This is a genomic window from Salinispirillum marinum (genome assembly GCF_042650105.1).
In the GTDB taxonomy this organism is placed as follows: Bacteria; Pseudomonadota; Gammaproteobacteria; order Pseudomonadales; family Natronospirillaceae; genus Salinispirillum; species Salinispirillum marinum.
Window position 1 is genome coordinate 219,491 of record NZ_JBHSAL010000001.1, and the last position, 17,999, is coordinate 237,489.

Here is a 17,999-nt window from a genome sequence, read left to right on the forward strand (position 1 = left end):
CTTCACGCTCCTTCCCCGCTCAAAATCGCTTCAATCAAGGCCGTAAAATCCAACCCGGCGGCCTTAGCTGCCATCGGAACCAGGCTATGGCTGGTCAATCCGGGAACGGTATTGGCCTCTAACAAGTACCATCGACCATCGGCATCACGCATGGCATCGATACGGCCCCAACCGGTGCAACCTAAGGCAACAAAGGCTTGACGGGCGAGACTTTGTAACTCAGTTTCGTCGGCATCCGACAGCCCACTGGGCAAATGATAGGCGGTGTCATCACGCTCATATTTCGCATCGTAGTCATAGAACTCCCCGGCCGATTGCATACGAATCACAGGCAAGGCACGCTGACCCAAAATACTCATGGTGTACTCAGGCCCGGCAATAAAGCGTTCCGCCATGACCACGGCATCGTATTGGCGTGCCAAGTGAAAACCGGCCTGCAAGGTGTCAGCGGTGCTGGCGATGGTGATGCCAATGCTCGAACCTTCCAGAACCGGTTTAACCACCACCTTACCACCCAGGCGCGCGAGCGTTTCCGTCCAATCAGTGTCTTCGCTCAGCAATTCAAAAGGTGCTGTCGGTAGCCCGTGTGCGGCCCAAATCTGTTTCGTAACGACTTTATTCATCGCCAGTGCAGAAGCCGCCACGCCGCTGCCGGTATAAGGCAAACCGAGCGTTTCGAGAAAACCTTGAATGCTGCCGTCTTCGCCGCCGCGACCGTGCAAGGCGATAAACACCTGCGCAACATCGCCGCTGTTTAACGCTTCAATAAAGGGCTCGGCGGTGTCCAAGGGCAGTACGTCATAGCCCTTTTCCTGCAACGCCTTGATCACGGCACGCCCACTGTTCAGCGACACCACCCGTTCTGCCGATGTACCACCGTAGAGCACAGCAATGCGCCCGGCTGCGTAAGTTAGTGGGGATGGTGAATGCATCGCCTTACTCATACCTTAAAACCCAATTCCTGTTCAGCCAGTTGAATCGCTAAACCGCCAATATCGCCTGCACCCTGCGCGATCACTAAATCACCGCCCTGAAGCACGTTGGGCAGCAGGGCTAAAACTTCCGCCTTGTCTTCCACAAACATGGGTTCTACCTGTCCGCGCTGGCGAATGCTGCGCGCCAGTGAACGGCCATCGGCACCATTGATCGGTTCTTCACCCGCGGCATAGACATCCAATAGCACCAATACATCTACTTCCGACAGCACGCGCACGAAATCTTCGTAGAGATCACGCGTACGAGTAAAACGGTGCGGTTGAAAAACCAACACCAGACGACGATCCGGCCAACCTTGACGGGCCGCTTGAATGGTTACTTCCAGTTCACGCGGATGATGTCCGTAGTCATCCACCAGCATCATGCTGCCTTTTGGCGTATCGAACTCGCCCCGCACTTGAAATCGGCGACCAACCCCTTCGAATCGCGCTAAAGCGCGCACGATTGACTCATCATCAACCCCTTCTTCGGTCGCCATAGCGACGGTTGCGGCAGCATTTAAAACATTGTGTTGACCAGGCATGTTGACCCGCACATCCAAGGCCGGTAGACCACCGGGCCGTTGGACTCGAAAGCTGGTGCTGTAGGCTTCGGGGCGAATATCCGACACTCGATAATCCGCGTCTTCCGCTATGCCATAGGTGACGATGGGCCGACCAATCCGCGGGATAATGCTTTGGACATGTTCGTCATCGACACACAAAATAGCCAAACCATAAAACGGCAGGTTATGCAGAAAGCTGACAAAGGTATCCTTGACCCGTTCAAAATCACCGCCATAGGTGTCCATGTGATCGGCATCAATGTTCGTCACCACAGCCACCATAGGCTGCAGGTGCAAGAACGACGCATCGCTTTCGTCGGCCTCCGCCACCAGGTAACGGGACGTACCGAGCCGCGCATTGGTGCCAGCACTGTTTAGACGCCCACCGATCACAAACGTCGGATCCAAACCACCTTCCGCCAACACTGAGGCCGCTAAACTGGTCGTAGTGGTTTTGCCGTGCGTGCCCGCTATGGCGATACCATGCCGATAACGCATTAATTCAGCCAACATTTCAGCGCGTGGAACAATCGGCAAGCGCTGCGCTTCGGCGGCCAACACTTCCGGATTATCTTTCTTTACGGCGGTAGAGGTCACCACAACGTGAGCGGCAGAAATATTTTCTGCTTTGTGGCCGATACTGATGATCATACCGAGCTGTTCCAAGCGAGCAGTCACTGCACTGGCGCGAATATCCGAACCGGAAATCTCGTAGCCTTGATTAAGCAATACCTCGGCAATACCGCACATGCCCACGCCGCCAATACCAACAAAGTGAATGCGGCGAATACGGCGCATTTCAGGCACATCGAATACGGTGATGTTGGATTTCTTGAAGGTCATGCCTTCTCTCCCATATATTTTTCCAATTCGCGGACTACCCGCTCGGTGGCTTCAGGCATGCCCGCAGCACGCGCAGCTGCGGCACGATTCAATAACGTTTCATGCTGCAGCAATTCTTCTAGTGCACGAGCCAAGGTGTCGGGGGTCATCTTATCCTGCTGCAGCAAGGTGGCTGCGCCAATATCCGCCAACGTTTGCGCATTGGCGGTTTGGTGGTCATCAATGGCGTGTGGAAACGGAATCAGGATACTGCCCAAACCGACCGCCGCAATTTCGGCCACGGTCAATGCACCCGCTCGCGCGACCACGGCATCGGCGTTCAAGAGCGCTGCGCCCATATCGTCGATAAAAGGTGTAACCTGCGCGACGACATTGGCCTCTGCGTAGGCTTGCTCGGTAGCGGCCAAATGCACCGCACCGCATTGATGCAGGACTTGCGGGCGCTCATCTTCCGCCAACAGAGCCAGCGCCTTAGGAACGCATTGATTGATCGCCAGCGCGCCTTGACTACCACCCAACACCAGCAAGCGATAAGGCTTTTTCATACCTAAACCGCGCTGCACAGGGGAGGCAACATCACACAATTCCGCACGTACTGGGTTGCCGACCACCTGCGCCGCCACATCCGGCCCAAAAGCCCGTGGAAAAGCACTCAACACGGTGCGCGCGAAACGCGACAGTAAACGATTGGTGGTGCCCGCTACCGCATTTTGTTCATGAATAATTAAGGGGACACGCGACAACCAAGCGGCAATACCGCCCGGCCCCGAGGCATAGCCACCCATGCCTAAAACGGCTTGGGGTTTTAGCTGCTGAATGAGACGCCATGCTTGCCAGATAGACTGCACAATGAACCAAGGTGCCAATATTCGTGTCATCCCGCTCTTGCCGCGCACACCGGTTACCGTCAAACGATGCAGGGTCAGACCGGCCGCAGGTACAACGGTATTTTCAATGCCTTTTGCCGTGCCTAACCAGGCCACAGCAACGTGACGTTGTTGCAAACGTTCGGCGACCGCCAAGGCCGGAAACACATGCCCGCCGGTTCCACCGGCCATGATCAATACCCTAGGTTCAGTCATGCCGCTGCCCTCCCTGGGATATGCTGGCGTCGTCGCCGAGTTCAGTCGCCACGCGTGCGACCAGGCCGATCATGGCAAAACTGACCAACAAGCTGGTGCCACCGTAACTGACTAACGGCAAGGTCAACCCTTTGGTGGGCAATAAACCACTGTTTACGCCAACGTTGATGAAAATCTGTAAGGCGAACACCATGGCAATGCCAAAACAAATGAACGCACCGAAGGACTGCCCGCGCTGGTCCGCTTGCCAACCAATACGCACGATCAATACAACCAGCCACGTCAACGCCCCTAACATGGCTAAAATGCCGAACAAGCCTAATTCTTCGGCAATGATGGCAACGATGAAATCGGTGTGCGCTTCCGGCAAATAAAATAATTTTTGCAGGCTGTTGCCTAAACCAACGCCAAACCATTCACCGCGACCAAAAGCGATCAGCGCTTGCGTCAATTGATAACCTGAACCAAACACATTTTCTTCCGACCATGGGTTGGTAAAGGACATCAAACGTTGCACCCGGTATGTCTGTGTTATTGCCATTAAACCAGCGGAAATGATGGCCACCGCCACGGTGACGAAGAACTGTCCGGCGCGGACACCACCCAGAAACATCATGCCCATTATCGTGGTCATGACCACCACGACCGCTCCAAAGTCCGGCTCAGCCAACAACAACACCGTCATCGCAGCCACCACCAACAAAGGCTTCAGGAAACCGCTAAAGCTGGTACGAACCTCTTCTTGCCGCCGCACCAAGTAACCGGCGACATAGAGAATAATCGCCAGCTTGGCCAATTCGCTGGGCTGGAATTGAATAAAACCCAAATTGATCCAGCGTGAACTACCATTCACCTCGCGGCCAATGCCGGGCACCAGCACCAGCACCAACAGCACGAAACCGAGCAACAAAATCGGTGCACCCAATCGATACCAAACCGCTAACGGTATCTGAACGGTCACGGTGAAACCGATCACTGCCAAAGCAAGATAAACGCCGTGGCGTTGCATCAAGGCAAATGGACTGCCCATGTTTTGCTGTGCGAAATCCATGGAGGCCGAGGTAATCATCAACCAACCGAACAACGCCAAGCCAAAGCTCAGCATCAACAAATAGCCGTCTGTTCTTTGCAACGAAAAGCGACGTTGAGTCCGCAGCATTTCCCACAATGTTGGGGTACTTGAGGTTGGCGCAGACGTCGTCATGACTCACCTCCTGCCAACAGGGTCTCAACGGCCGCAACAAAGGCATCACCCCGTGCTTCAAAATTGGTGAACTGATCAAAACTGGCGCAGGCGGGCGAAAGGATTACCCAATCGCCTGATGTTGCTTTGTTCCGCGCCGCCGCCAAAGCCTCAACCATGGTGGTCACGCTGTCCGTTGGCACGCCCGCCGCTGTACATACCGATGCGATCCGAGCACCGTCACGGCCGTAGGTATATGCCGATACACCTTGCACGGCGCAGGTTTTTGCCAAAGCCGAAAAATCTGCCGACTTACTGTCGCCACCCAATAGAACGTGCATCCGCCCTGCACAGTCAGATGCCAGACCTTCAATCGCCGCAATGGTCGCACCTACATTGGTGCCCTTGGAGTCATTAACGTACGTAATGCCCTCATGTTCGGCCACCCACTCGGTACGATGCGGAAGACCCTTAAACTGCCCTATGGCTTGCGCAACCTCTGGCATTGGCCAGCCCATCAACTTGGCCACTGACACCACGGCAAGGATATTTTGCAGGTTGTGACGACCTTTAATCCGCAAGGCATCCCAGGCCATCCGTTCTTCTAGCCCATCAAAAATACGAACGCCATGTGGGTTGCTTTCGCCGTACAGCATGCCCATATCTTTGCGCTGCAAAGAATACGCTTGAAATGGCCGTTTGCTGGACATCAAAGGCTGCGTCAGGACATCGTCGGCGTTGACCACTAGGCTTTCACAGCCATTAAAGATGCGATGTTTGGCCAGTCGGTAGGCGGCGAAATCGGGATATCGATCCATATGGTCCGGGCTGATGTTCAGTACCATGGCGACTTGCGCATTCAGCTCATCAATCATTTCCAATTGGAAACTGGACAGTTCAAGAATGGCGATATCATGTGGTTCGTGCAGCAAATCCAGCACCGGCTTGCCAATATTGCCAGCGACGGCAGCATTAATACCCAAATGTCGTGCTACTTCGCCCAATAAGGTCACGACGGTGCTCTTACCGTTCGAGCCGGTCACCGCAATGATGGGTGCGGTGCTTTGCCGGGCGTACAGGCCTATATCACTCACCACGCGTGCACCGCGGGCAATGGCCTCGGCTATAACCGGTTCGGCCAGAGCAACCCCGGGGCTGACATAGAGTTCGTTGGCACTGTTCATCCAATCGGCTTGCCAGCGCCCCAAACACACCTCAACCTGTGGTTGTTCAGCGACAAATTGCGCCGCATAGGGCGGTGCCGTCCGCGTATCAATCACGCGGAAGGTTAACCCTTGCTCGGCCAGCCAAGTCGCCATACTGTACCCGGTTTTACCCAGGCCGATGACCACGCGCTGTGTGTCTGTACTGATCAACTGTGTTGCCATAGTGTTCTGCTTAACGAGCCTTTGCTTAACGTAATTTCAAAGTAGACAAACCGATCAACACCAGAATGACCGTGATGATCCAAAACCGCACGATGACACGCGGCTCCGGCCAGCCTTTCAATTCATAGTGATGATGCAAGGGCGCCATACGAAACACACGTCGCCCGGTTAATTTGTAGCTGGCGACCTGCACGATGACCGAGAGTGTCTCGGCAACAAACAACCCACCCATAATGAACAACACGATTTCCTGCCGGACGATCACGGCAATAACGCCCAAGGCCGCGCCCAGTGCCAGCGCACCGACATCGCCCATAAAAACTTGTGCGGGGTAGGTGTTAAACCATAAAAACCCTAAACCAGCGCCCACCAACGCACCGCAAAACACCACCAATTCACCGGCCCCCGCAACAAAGGGAATGCCCAAGTAATTGGCAAATTGAAAATGGCCACTGACGTATGCGAAGACCCCGAGCGCACCGCCCACCAGAATCGTGGGCACGATGGCCAGGCCATCCAGGCCATCGGTCAAGTTTACGGCGTTTGAACTGCCGACAATGACGAAATACGTCAGCACAATAAATCCCAAGCCTAGGGGAATTGCGATGTCTTTAAAAAACGGTACGATCAATGCGGTTTCCAGCGGCGTCTTAGCGTAGGTGTACAACACGATGGCCGCCGTTAACCCAGCCACCGACTGCCAAAAATACTTCCATCGAGCAGGCAGACCTTTGGAGTTGCGCTGCACGACCTTACGGTAGTCGTCAACTAAGCCAACCAAACCGAACACGAAGGTTACGCCGATAACTACCCAAACATAATGACTGTGCAGATCGGACCACAGCAGCGCACTCAGCAACACCGAGAAAAGAATCAGCGCACCACCCATGGTGGGTGTGCCTTCCTTACTTAAGTGCGTTTGCGGACCGTCTTGACGAATGGCCTGCCCCATTTGGTGGCGCCGCAACAGGCGAATCATGGGCGCGCCAATCAATAGCGACAAACCCAAGGCCGTTAAGACGCCCAAAATGGCGCGCATGGTGATGTATTGCACCACCCCGAAGGGCGAGAAGAATTCGCTTAACCAAGTCGACAGCCAAAGAAACATTAGCTTGCCACTCCCTTTTTAAGTTGGCCCAACACTGCCTGCACCACCTTATCCATAGCGGCAGAGCGCGACCCTTTAACAAGAATGGCACCGACCTTACCGCGGGCCACCTGTGTAGTGATGTGCTGTACCAATGCGTTGATCAGTTCTACTTGATCGGAAAAATGCCGACCTTGCGGACCAAAGGCGCGACTGCTGTGTTGCGCTGCCTGCCCCACTGTCCACAAACCTGCGATCCGTGGCCGAGCGTACCGACCAATTGCAGCATGGGCTTCTTCGGTGTGCTCGCCCAGCTCCGCTAAATCCCCCAATATCAAGAACTGTTCGCCAGAAAGGGTGGATAACACGTCGATCGCCGCTTGCACAGATTCGGGATTGGCGTTGTAGGTATCGTCAATGATTTGCCAACCCAGGACTTTGTGCTGTTCCAAGCGACCCGGCGTGCTATTGATATTTTCGATCGCTGGAATCCAGGCATGATCCGGCAATGCCAAGGCCACCATGACCGCCACCGCCGCCGCCAAATTGGCGACATTGTGAGCACCAGCCAAAGGAAGAACCACACTGTGTTCGAAATCTGGACCGCGTAAATGCACCAAACTGCTCAATGGCCCACTCTGTTCTAAGGTAGCCAAAACATCTGCACTTGGGTCATTAACGGAAAAACTGACCACGCGGCCAGGCGATCGAGCGACCCACTGCGCATACGCCTTATCATCCTTATTCAAAACGGCTACCCCGGCTTCGGATAATCCCTCCAGAATTTCTCCTTTAGCCTGCCGAATATTCTCTTCGGAGCCAAATTCGGCCAAGTGAGCACGCCCAGCATTCAACACCAGAGCCACATCCGGCGCTACCAACCGCGTCGTGTAAGCAATTTCACCCAAATGATTGGCGCCCAGCTCTACTACCGCGTACTGATGTTCGGGGGCAATGCGCAGGAGCGTCTTCGGCACCCCGATTTCGTTATTCAAGTTGCCTTGGGTTGCTAAAGTTTCACCGCAAGCACTGAGCATAGCGGCGATCATTTCTTTGGTGGTCGTTTTGCCGGAACTGCCCGTCAATGCGACCACCGCCGCCGAGCTGAGCGCCCGATTGGCCGCCGCAATTTTACCCAGTGCCAGGCGCGTATCCGGCACAATCCACTGCGGTGTGGCACCGGTATCCGGATGATCAACCACCAACAGCGATGCGCCCTTTTCGGCGGCCGCTGCATTGAAAGCATGGCCATCAAAATGGCTGCCGCGCAAAGCAATGTAGGCGCTTCCGGCATTTAGGGTGCGCGAATCAATACTGAATTCGCTCACGTCAACATCGGCGGTGACTACAGAGTCCGCATACAACTCTGCCAATTCGATGCTGCGAAAGGGTCGCATCATGATGTTCGGGCCTCCGCTGCTTTAATAGCTTCAAGATCTGAATAGGGTTGTTTTACACCACCAATCTCTTGGTAAGTTTCATGGCCTTTACCGGCGACCAATATCACATCACCTGATTGAGCTCCCTGCACCGCCAAAGCAATGGCCTCGCTACGGTCAGCCACGACTTCATAGTTCGTATCACGGGGTATTCCAGGCACCATGTCACCGACGATTTGTAAAAAGTTTTCCGTACGTGGATTATCGCTGGTAATCCATAATTGGTCGGCTTTGGCCGCCGCTGCCGCGGCCATGAGCGGGCGCTTACCACGATCCCGGTTGCCACCGCAGCCAAATACACAATGCACACGACCGACAGCATGATGACGCGCTGCGGCGAGCGCTTTCTCGAGCGCATCTGGCGTATGAGCATAATCGACGATCGCCAATGCGCCGTTGTGCAACGGTACCGGCTGCATGCGACCGGCAACGGGCTTCACTTCGGCTAATAACTCCGCCATACGGCTAAAACTCAGCCCTAGCGTCCCCAGCACTCCGATCACCACCGCCAGATTCGCGACATTGAATTCACCGAGCAACGATGCTTCGGTCACACCATCGCCCCATGGTGTCGCCCAATGCACGCGCAAACCCTGCGGAAGTCGCTCTATTTTGGTCGGCGCTACGTGCGCCGCCGTGGACACTTTGCCCGACACGCGCACCGCATCACGTCGATAGGTGGCCAATTCCTGTCCCCAACGGTCATCCACACAGATCACCGCCATCTGGCTGCGTGCTGGGTCAAACAGCATTTTTTTCGCAGCAAAATAGTTTTCCATGGTGCCGTGAAAATCCAAATGGTCACGTGTGAGTTGGGTGAACATGGCAATATGAAAACGTAATCCATCGACACGACCCAAGCTCAAGGCATGGCTCGACACTTCCATCACCGCATGTTTGACATCCATCGCCGCCCATTGCGCCAGCAGTCGATGATTGGTCAATACATCCGGCGTAGTATTGAACGTGCTTTGTTGTTGTGGCCAAACCCCTGCGCCCAAAGTACCGATCAAACCACATCGGCCAAATTCGCTGGTTAAGCACTGAGCAATAAAGGTGCTAATGGACGTCTTACCGTTGGTGCCGGTCACCCCCATTAAGGTGAGCGCCGATTCATTCACCGCAAACAAGGCTTCGGCCAATTGCCCCAGCCGTCGACCCAACTCGGGCACCCAAAGCACCGAACCATCGACCCATTGCTTACCGTTAGTACTTTCGGCTAATACCAGAACCGCTTGCTGACCCAAGACTTGTGAGATGAAGTCTCGACCATCCACATTTTGCCCCGGCAAGGCGACGAAGACATCGCCCGCGTTGACCGCCCGGCTGTCCAGCACCACGGTGCCGCCGGTGTGTTCTATGTGCTGAATGACCTGCGTCAGCCAATCCATCATGGTCGAACTCCTTGTGCGGTTTGTAACCTGTCAGGTACAACGCCTAAATGAGATAACGCTTGCTGGGTAATTTCAGCAAACAATGGCCCGGCCACGGCACCGCCAAAGTATTCTTCACCCCGCGGATTGTTCACCACCACGGCCACCACCACCTCAGGATTATCCGCTGGCGCATAGCCCACAAAAACGCTGCGATAAGCGTTGTCGTCATACCCGGCTAAACCAACGGTATGCGCCGTGCCGGTTTTACCCGCGACGGAGAAGAAAGGCGTACGTGCGCGCGTCCCAGTTCCGCCATCAGCAGTAACTGCCTCCAACATGGCACGCACTTGCTGCGCCACCTCCGCTGGCACTACCCGAATGGGCGAGGACACCACCACATCACGCAGTATCTGGGGCGGCATACGGACACCATCATTCACCAAGGCCGCATACGCTTGCGCCAATTGCAACGTTGTGGCGGTCATCCCATACCCATAAGACAAGGTGGCCAATTGTGCGGTGGACCAACGTTGACGGTTGGGTAAGGTGCCATTTGCTTCGCCGGGAAAACCGACCCCGACCAACTGCCCGAAACCGAATCGATAGTAGGTCGACCACATGGACTGCCCGCCAATATCGATGGCCATTTTGCTGACCCCAATGTTGGACGACTTCGCCATGACATCCGTCACACTGAGCACACCGTAGTTCCGGAAATCGCTGACCACATTACCCCCACCAATCGACATGCGACCTGGGTTGGTGTTGATGGTGTCCAGCGGGCTAAACCGGCCTGTCTCCAAGGCCGCCGCAACGGCCATGGTTTTCATCACACTACCGGGTTCAAAAGCATCGGTAATAGCACGATTGCGCAAATATTCAGGGCGAATGCTCGAACGATCGTTCGGGTTGTAGGATGGCAGATTTGCCACCGCCAGCACTTCACCGGTGCGCGGATCCATCACCACCGCAGACGCCCAATCGGCTTGATGACGTTGAAAAGCCGCTTTGAGCGACCGATAGGTTTGATACTGCAAGTCTAGATCAATCGTGAGCTGCAAATCTCGGCCCGGCTGGGGCTCTGATCGTGAGGCTACATGGCGCACGACTTGTCCGTTCAAGTTTTGCAAGATTAGGTCGGCGCCCGGACGGCCGGTCAACAACTCGTCATACGCCAGTTCGATACCTTCCTGCCCATGGTCATCAATATTGGTGAAGCCCACAATGTGCGCAGCCACTTCCCCTGCCGGGTAGTACCTTTTGTATTCCTGCCGCCCGTATAGACCCGGTATCTGTAACGCCAAAACGGCCTCTGCATCGGCCGGATTCATGTGTCTTTGTACATAGAAGAACGCCCGATGAATGCCGTGGCGTTGCTGCAAGGTGCGCAAACCTACCCCGATCGCCTCAGCTACTTGCGGCAGGTCTTCATACTTCAGGCGGCGCGGATCACCCCATAAGGAAATGACCGGTGTGCTGACCGCCAACGGATTACCGTGACGATCCATAATCATGCCTCGGTGAGCACCCACTTCCACCTCACGTGCCGAGCGGATTTTGCCCTGCTCGATCAGGAATTCCCGTTCCACAATTTGCAAATAGACTACCCGTGACACCAAGGCAGCCAGCAGTAACAACATGGCAAATGCGACGAAATACAGACGCCAGCGCGCGGTCATGGTTGACGCCCCCCAATAACCTGCACCTCAGAGGCATTAGGCGGACGCAACCCCAACTGCTGTGCGCGCTGCTCAATCAAGCCCGGCGCCGCAACGGCACCCAATTCCAAGGTTAACTGACCCCACTCCACGCGCTGCTGCGCATAATGGCGCGTCAACTGATTCAGTTCGGCATGCAACATTCGGGTTTCATGGCTTACAAACACCACACTTAAGCCAGAGGCCCAAATAACAGCAACAAGGAAGTACCAACCGGGTCTGATGCGATTCATTGCGCACCCTCCAAGTGATCTGCTACCGCTAATTTTTCCGCCACCCGCAATACAGCGCTGCGTGCCCGTATGTTATTACCCACTTCGTCGGGGTTGGCTTTTTCGCCTTTCACTAAGATCTTCATATCACGCTGAATGTCACGTTCCATGACTGGCATTCCGCGAGGAATTTTCGGCCCCTGAGATTTATCCCGCATGAAACGCTTCACTCGACGGTCTTCTAATGAGTGAAAACTGATGACCACCAAGCGCCCTCCCGGAACCAGCGCATGCAGCGCGGCCTCCAGCACCGTATCCAGGTCTCCCAGTTCATTATTGATATGAATACGAATGGCCTGAAACGCGCGAGTCGCTGGATGCTTGTGCTTTTCCCAACGAGGATTCGCGACCTTGATCACTTCTGCCAAGTCGCTGGTGCGGGTAAAGGGCATTTGCTGACGCCGCGTCACTATGGCGCGCGCCATACGCCGGCTGAATTTTTCTTCACCGAACTCCCACAGCACCTGTGCGATCTCGGCTTCATCGGCATGGTTCACCCAATCCGCTGCGCTGGGCCCCGCTTCCGGGTTCATCCGCATGTCGAGTGGCCCATCGTGCATAAAACTAAAGCCACGTTCGGCATCATCCAGTTGCGGCGAGGACACACCCAAGTCCAATAACAGGCCATGGCAGCTTGCCGCACCTATTTCAGCCAACCCACGCGATACCTCGGTGAACGACCCCCACACCATGTGCAACCTTGGATCAACTTCTGCCAGTGCCTTACCGACCGTAATGGCTTCCGGGTCTTTATCAAAACCCACCAAACGACCGTGCTCTCCCAGTTGAGCAAGAATATGTCGGGCGTGGCCGCCACGTCCGAACGTCCCATCCAAGTAAATACCGTTCGGATCGGTCACCAGCCAGCGTACGGCGTCTTCGAGCATCACGGTGTCGTGCTGGAATTGGCTCATAGCGACAACTCCATTAAGGCATCCGGCACATCGTCATCCGCATCCGTCAGATAGGCATCACGGCGCTCTTGCCATGAATTCTCATCCCACAGCTCAAACTTGTTGCCCTGCCCAAGCAAAATGATTTTTTTGTCGAGTTTGGCGTGATCGCGCAATGGCCCTGGCACCAAAATGCGGCCTGCGCCGTCCATTTCTATATCGGTGGCATGACCAATTAACAAGCGTTGGATGCGGCGCACTTGCTTGTTGTAGCCCGGCAAGGCTTCGAGTTTTTGCTGAATGATTTCCCACTCGTTGAGCGGATATAGCAGAAGACACAGTTCTTCCGTGTCGATGGTGAGCACCAACTCACCCTGACAGGCAGCCGTCAGCATATCCCGGAACCGTGCCGGAATCGCCATACGACCTTTACTGTCCATGCTGAGGGCGTGCACACCGCGCAACATGATGCCTGTAGATGACTGTTTCAAAACTGAATCCGTCTTTTTATTCGTTGTCTTTCCGTGTCCGCACAACCGTCGTGCTTAACACGGCGGAACACCAAAAAACACCACGTATGAGGGAGATAAAACCACTATGCGACACAAATACCCACTTTCTCCCACTTGCAGCGCCAACTATAGGTAGGAGATGGGGCATTTGCAACAGCCCTTACACACGGCATTTCAAAAAAAAACACTTATAAGACAATCAGTTACAAGTGGTTAGCAAGTACTAACCAATCAAACCGTGACGTGAAGTTCAACGAAAACGCTGCACTGGCGAACGAAGTTAAAGCTATACATTAACTTCAAGATTTATTTTCACTATGAATAGGATTTTTTATACGATTGGAGACTATAAAAGTCATTACGTGATGAGCGTCACAAAAACGCGAAAGAATCTACAAAACAACCATTTTACGGCACAGTGTTCAGACTTTACCTGAGGTTAACCCTGACTGTCACAGGGCGTTTGACACAAAAAAATGCAAGTCAGCCGATAAGCCGGGTTCTGTCGTGGACAATCATTCATCTAGGCATTACGTCACCATAATGCTCAAGCGACCTACCCGGTTCCAACGTGGGCCACGCCATAAGGAACCCTATTTGGTCTTGCTCCGAGTGGGGTTTACCATGCCACGCACTGTTACCAGGCGCGCGGTGCGCTCTTACCGCACCCTTTCACCCTTACCGGCCACTTTTACAAGTGACTTAGGCGGTCTACTCTCTGCTGCACTTTCCGTCGGCTCACGCCGCCCTGCCGTTAACAGGCACTCTGCCCTGTGGAGCCCGGACTTTCCTCCCCTCATTACTGAGCGGCGATTGTCTGGCTGACTTGCGGGGCGGACAATACGCGCATCCCAGAGGTGTTTCAAGTGCTTTCCGGTGTATCTCGTCCGGACAGCAAGCGGGCGTACAGAGCATTCTTACTGCCCCCTAGCAATTGCGCCGCTTCACCAGCGGCTTTTTTTGGCGGCATATACTGAGCCAAAAGCCCCAGCAACGCGTCAACATCGATTTCTGTCGCCAAGGTTTCGGTTGCTTGTCCATGCAGCAGCAACACCATTTCCCCACGTTGCTGATCCGTATCGTCGCGCAAACGGCGCAATAACTCGTCGGCAGTGCCACTGAGAAAGGTTTCAAATTGTTTGGTCAGTTCACGCGCAATCACCAATGGCCGTTGCGGTGCCAAGCGCGCTAAGACCTCCAAGGTTTCTACCATTCGTCGTGGCGACTCATAGCAGAGCGTTGTTCCCGTGTACGCGAGCGCTTCCGTCAAAACACGCTCGCGCGGACCGTTTTTACTGGGCAGAAAACCAATGAATTGGAACCGGTCTGATGGCAACCCTGCAGCACATAGGGCAGTGATGACCGCCGAAACACCGGGCACAGGCACCACGGCATAACCCTGCTCGCGCAACGCCCGCACCACCACGAAACCCGGGTCAGAAATAAGGGGCGTACCGGCGTCTGTAATTAAGGCCAAAGACTCCCCGGCGTCTAACCAACGCATGATTTGAACAACACGGGCGGCTTCATTATGCTCATGCAGTGAGACCATGGGGCGATCAATGGCAAAATGTTGCAGAAGGTGAGCTGAATGTCTGGTATCTTCCGCGAGGATACGATCGACGTTGCGCAACACCTGCAGGGCGCGCAAGGTTATATCATCCAGATGGCCGATGGGTGTGGCCACAATGTAAAGCGCCGGTACAGGCCGTTGGGCCTTCAGGTCTGACATATATAATGCATCCGATGTTCTGGGGATCTTCTAAAATGACAAATTCAATCGGCTTTCCGCACTGGCGGCGTGGCCTGGCGTTATTCTGCCTTGTGCTGCTAGGCGCCTGTTCAACGACACCGTCGACGGACAGCGCGACGACGGGCACAGCACCCAGCGCACCGACGGAAGAAGCCAGTGTACCGGATTTGCCATTGGATACCGAGCGCCCGATTGACGAACTCGCGCAGGAACTGCCCTCTGACTACGAACAGTCAACATTATTCGAATTGAATCTGACGCCCGACAGCGAATACGCCTACAGCTTAGAACTGGCGAAAATTTTCTATTTGCGACGCGAGCCGGAACAAGCAACACGGCTTTTAAGCACTATACCGTTCAACGAACTGGACCCCTCAGCCCAGCGGGACTACGCCGTGGTGGCGGCGAAAAGCGAACTGGCTTTATTCAATTCGCGCGCTGCGCTGGGTTGGTTAACCGGAGAACAAGCAGCCTTGTTTGATGGTTTGCCCATACCGCAACAAATCGAACTTGGCTTGTTACGCGCTCAGGCTTACAGCTTGGGCAACCAACCCGTGGCGGCGGCACGCGAACGTATCTACTTGCACCCCTTGCTCGACCCGGAACAGCGCAGCGCCAACATCGAAGCCATTTGGCTTGAAATGCAATTTGCGGAACCCGCAGCCATCGAACGGCTCGGCTTGCTAAACACATCCCCTGACTATACGGGTTGGGTAGAACTCGCCGGTCTGTATCACCAACACCAAGATGATCTTGAAACGCTCATGCGGCAGATTGCGCGCTGGCAAGCCCAGAACCCGCAACACCCTGCGGCTCGCCAACTGCCCGTCAGTCTGCTGAGCCTGAGTCAGAGCGTTGCCACACGACCTGACCACATTGCCGTTATCCTGCCGCAATCCGGCCCCTTAAGTCCGGCCGGTGAGGCCATTATGGACGGTTTTATGGCGGCGTATTTCAGTGCCAAGAATGAAGGCCGAAGCGTGCCAGAATTAAGCTTTTACGATGAAGCCAGTGTCAACGATGTCACTGAGCTGATCAGCCAAGCCATCGAAGATGGCGCCGATCTCATCGTTGGACCCTTGAACCGACCGGCCGTTGAAACGGTTGAGCAATACAACTTCAGCCCCATCCCGATTCTGGCCCTCAACCGCACGGACAATCGTACCCAACCCAACCCGCAAGTCATTCAATTCGCCTTAGCGCCAGAAGATGAAGCACAGCAAGCGGCGCAGCAAGCCTTCCAGCAAGGTCATCGTGTGGCCGCCATCATCGTGCCCGAAGGCGACTGGGGACGGCGGGTGGCGGAATCGTTCCGCCGCGAGTGGCGGGCTCTGGGAGGTGAAATGGTGGCCCGACAAGACGTTCGCCCACGCGATGACGGCTTCCGTTATCTTGCGCAGGTCAAAGAACTGCTGAACATCGATGAAAGTGAGCAGCGTGCCCGCGAAATCAACGCGATGATTCCGGGCAATCTCCAGGCCGAGCCGCGGCGGCGGCGTGATATCGACTTGATATTTATGGCGGTGCAACCTGACCAAGCGCGTCAGCTTCGTCCTTTGCTGAATTATCAATACGCCGAAGATTTACCCGTAATGTCCATTTCATCCATTGTGGCAACCGGTAACGGGCAACGTAATTCAGATCTTGACGGTGTACGCTTTCTTGAAATTCCGTGGCAACTGAGTGAACACCCGTTGCAGGATGATTTACGCGCCTTATCACCGGCCCAATACGAACGCTATGCGCGGCTATACGCCATGGGGCTGGACGCCTTCAACCTGGTACCTCGGATGCGTTTTTTACAGCAAGATCCTGCCGCCAGCTACCAAGGCGTTACCGGCACCATCACATTAGCGCCCAACGGACAACTGAATCGTCGCTTACGCTGGGCCGAATTTGTGAATGGTCGTATTATGCCGCTGGACTTGGGCATCGAAGATCCGATCGGCCAAGCGAATGAGTCTTCGGAACCCGCCTCATGAGCCTAGTGATAGGAAACGATGCCGAAACGGCCGCCATGGAATATTTGCAAGCCCAGGGATTGTCCTTGGTGGCGCGCAATGTTCATTGCCGCTGGGGTGAGTTGGATTTGATCATGCAGGACCAACAAGCCCTTGTGTTTGTGGAAGTGAAGGCGCGCACGTCTGAACGATTCGGTGGTGGATTGGGTGCCCTAACCTACGGCAAACAACAGAAGTTGCGCCGCGCTGCACAATGGTATCTGGCGCGCCAAACCAACCCCAACATGGCCTGTCGTTTTGATGTCGTGACTCTGGGTCTATCCGACCAGTCCTGTACCTGGATAAGGAACGCGTTCTAATGAGCGAATTATTGGAGCTCTTAACCGAGCGCACAGTGCAGGCGATCGAACACCTGCAGGAGACAGCAACCGTTTGTCTGGATCGCATGTTGCCGGCCGGTGAATTGCTGAGCGCCACGTTTCTAAACGATGGCAAGGTGATGGTATGCGGTAACGGCCCGAGTGCGGCCTCGGCGCAACTCTTGTCCAGCTATTTACTGCATCGCTTCAGTCACGACCGCCCAGCCTTACCGGCCATTAATTTAAGTAATAATTCCGCATTGATTACCCAAATTGGCGTAGAGTCGAGTATAAATGATGTATTCGCCAAACCGATTCAAGCCCTAGCCCAGCCACAAGACTTGTTGGTTGTGTTTGATCATGGTTCAAAAATTGGCAACCTGATCCAAGCCGTGCAGGCGGCACATAATCGTGGTTTGCGCGTGCTGGCGTTTACCTCGCAATCGGGTGAAGACATACCGTCGGTCTTAACGCCCGATGACATAGAGCTCGCCGTACCACAAACGGGAGCCCGGGCTGTAGAAGCCCACACATTATTGATTCATTTGCTCTGCGAGCTGATTGATTTACACATCTTTGGTACCGAGGAATAG

General features: G+C 54.7%; 16 protein-coding genes and 1 other RNA gene. 3 read left to right on the forward strand and 14 right to left on the reverse strand.

The window, feature by feature from the left end; translation table 11 throughout:
- Window positions 1-2: 2 nt before the first annotated feature.
- From ACFOSD_RS01145 to rsmI, 14 genes are all read right to left on the reverse strand, one after another.
- Entirely contained in the window at window positions 3-932 is a 930-nt protein-coding gene (locus tag ACFOSD_RS01145; protein ID WP_380694488.1) for a D-alanine--D-alanine ligase, read from the reverse strand.
- A gap of 8 nt (window positions 933-940) precedes the next feature.
- Window positions 941-2,383, reverse strand: a complete 1,443-nt coding sequence (gene murC / locus ACFOSD_RS01150) for a UDP-N-acetylmuramate--L-alanine ligase (RefSeq protein WP_380694486.1) — start codon at window positions 2,381-2,383, stop codon at window positions 941-943.
- The gene (gene murG, locus ACFOSD_RS01155) at window positions 2,380-3,465 is read right to left on the reverse strand and encodes an undecaprenyldiphospho-muramoylpentapeptide beta-N-acetylglucosaminyltransferase (protein ID WP_380694484.1); all 1,086 of its coding nucleotides are present in this window, start codon (window positions 3,463-3,465) and stop codon (window positions 2,380-2,382) included. Before murG ends, murC begins: the two co-directional genes overlap by 4 nt.
- Window positions 3,458-4,669, reverse strand: coding sequence for a putative lipid II flippase FtsW (gene ftsW, locus ACFOSD_RS01160; RefSeq protein ID WP_380694482.1), 1,212 nt, complete (start codon window positions 4,667-4,669; stop codon window positions 3,458-3,460). Before ftsW ends, murG begins: the two co-directional genes overlap by 8 nt.
- The gene (gene murD, locus ACFOSD_RS01165) at window positions 4,666-6,036 is read right to left on the reverse strand and encodes a UDP-N-acetylmuramoyl-L-alanine--D-glutamate ligase (protein ID WP_380694479.1); all 1,371 of its coding nucleotides are present in this window, start codon (window positions 6,034-6,036) and stop codon (window positions 4,666-4,668) included. The genes ftsW and murD overlap by 4 nt, the downstream gene beginning before the upstream one ends.
- Window positions 6,037-6,061: 25 nt before the next feature.
- The gene (gene mraY, locus ACFOSD_RS01170) at window positions 6,062-7,144 is read right to left on the reverse strand and encodes a phospho-N-acetylmuramoyl-pentapeptide-transferase (protein WP_380694477.1); all 1,083 of its coding nucleotides are present in this window, start codon (window positions 7,142-7,144) and stop codon (window positions 6,062-6,064) included.
- Window positions 7,144-8,523 (reverse strand): UDP-N-acetylmuramoyl-tripeptide--D-alanyl-D-alanine ligase, encoded by a 1,380-nt coding sequence (locus tag ACFOSD_RS01175; protein ID WP_380694475.1) that lies wholly within the window; start codon window positions 8,521-8,523, stop codon window positions 7,144-7,146. The genes mraY and ACFOSD_RS01175 overlap by 1 nt, the downstream gene beginning before the upstream one ends.
- Window positions 8,520-9,956, reverse strand: coding sequence for a UDP-N-acetylmuramoyl-L-alanyl-D-glutamate--2,6-diaminopimelate ligase (locus tag ACFOSD_RS01180; RefSeq protein WP_380694473.1), 1,437 nt, complete (start codon window positions 9,954-9,956; stop codon window positions 8,520-8,522). The genes ACFOSD_RS01175 and ACFOSD_RS01180 overlap by 4 nt, the downstream gene beginning before the upstream one ends.
- A complete protein-coding gene (locus ACFOSD_RS01185; RefSeq protein WP_380694471.1) occupies window positions 9,953-11,617 on the reverse strand; it encodes a peptidoglycan D,D-transpeptidase FtsI family protein in 1,665 nt (554 codons plus the stop codon). The genes ACFOSD_RS01180 and ACFOSD_RS01185 overlap by 4 nt, the downstream gene beginning before the upstream one ends.
- Complete coding sequence (ftsL, locus tag ACFOSD_RS01190; protein WP_380694469.1) at window positions 11,614-11,889, reverse strand: cell division protein FtsL; 276 nt, start codon at window positions 11,887-11,889, stop codon at window positions 11,614-11,616. The genes ACFOSD_RS01185 and ftsL overlap by 4 nt, the downstream gene beginning before the upstream one ends.
- Window positions 11,886-12,842 (reverse strand): 16S rRNA (cytosine(1402)-N(4))-methyltransferase RsmH, encoded by a 957-nt coding sequence (gene rsmH, locus ACFOSD_RS01195; RefSeq protein ID WP_380694467.1) that lies wholly within the window; start codon window positions 12,840-12,842, stop codon window positions 11,886-11,888. Before rsmH ends, ftsL begins: the two co-directional genes overlap by 4 nt.
- Window positions 12,839-13,288 carry a division/cell wall cluster transcriptional repressor MraZ gene (gene mraZ / locus ACFOSD_RS01200; RefSeq protein WP_380694972.1) on the reverse strand — a complete coding sequence of 150 codons (450 nt, stop codon included), beginning with the start codon at window positions 13,286-13,288 and terminating at the stop codon, window positions 12,839-12,841. Before mraZ ends, rsmH begins: the two co-directional genes overlap by 4 nt.
- A gap of 520 nt (window positions 13,289-13,808) precedes the next feature.
- Window positions 13,809-14,162, reverse strand: an RNA gene (rnpB, locus tag ACFOSD_RS01205) — RNase P RNA component class A.
- A 33-nt stretch (window positions 14,163-14,195) separates the two neighbouring features.
- Window positions 14,196-15,065: a 16S rRNA (cytidine(1402)-2'-O)-methyltransferase gene (gene rsmI / locus ACFOSD_RS01210; RefSeq protein WP_380694465.1), complete on the reverse strand. Its 870-nt coding sequence runs from the start codon at window positions 15,063-15,065 to the stop codon at window positions 14,196-14,198.
- Window positions 15,066-15,100: 35 nt separating this feature from the next.
- Here rsmI and ACFOSD_RS01215 point away from each other — a divergent pair, with 35 nt between their 5' ends.
- The 3 genes from ACFOSD_RS01215 to ACFOSD_RS01225 are packed head-to-tail and all read left to right on the forward strand — an operon-like array spanning window position 15,101 to window position 17,999.
- Window positions 15,101-17,068, forward strand: a complete 1,968-nt coding sequence (locus ACFOSD_RS01215) for a penicillin-binding protein activator (RefSeq protein WP_380694463.1) — start codon at window positions 15,101-15,103, stop codon at window positions 17,066-17,068.
- Complete coding sequence (locus tag ACFOSD_RS01220; RefSeq protein ID WP_380694461.1) at window positions 17,065-17,406, forward strand: YraN family protein; 342 nt, start codon at window positions 17,065-17,067, stop codon at window positions 17,404-17,406. The genes ACFOSD_RS01215 and ACFOSD_RS01220 overlap by 4 nt, the downstream gene beginning before the upstream one ends.
- On the forward strand, window positions 17,406-17,999 hold the full coding sequence (locus ACFOSD_RS01225) for a D-sedoheptulose-7-phosphate isomerase (protein WP_380694459.1): 594 nt from the start codon (window positions 17,406-17,408) through the stop codon (window positions 17,997-17,999). The genes ACFOSD_RS01220 and ACFOSD_RS01225 overlap by 1 nt, the downstream gene beginning before the upstream one ends.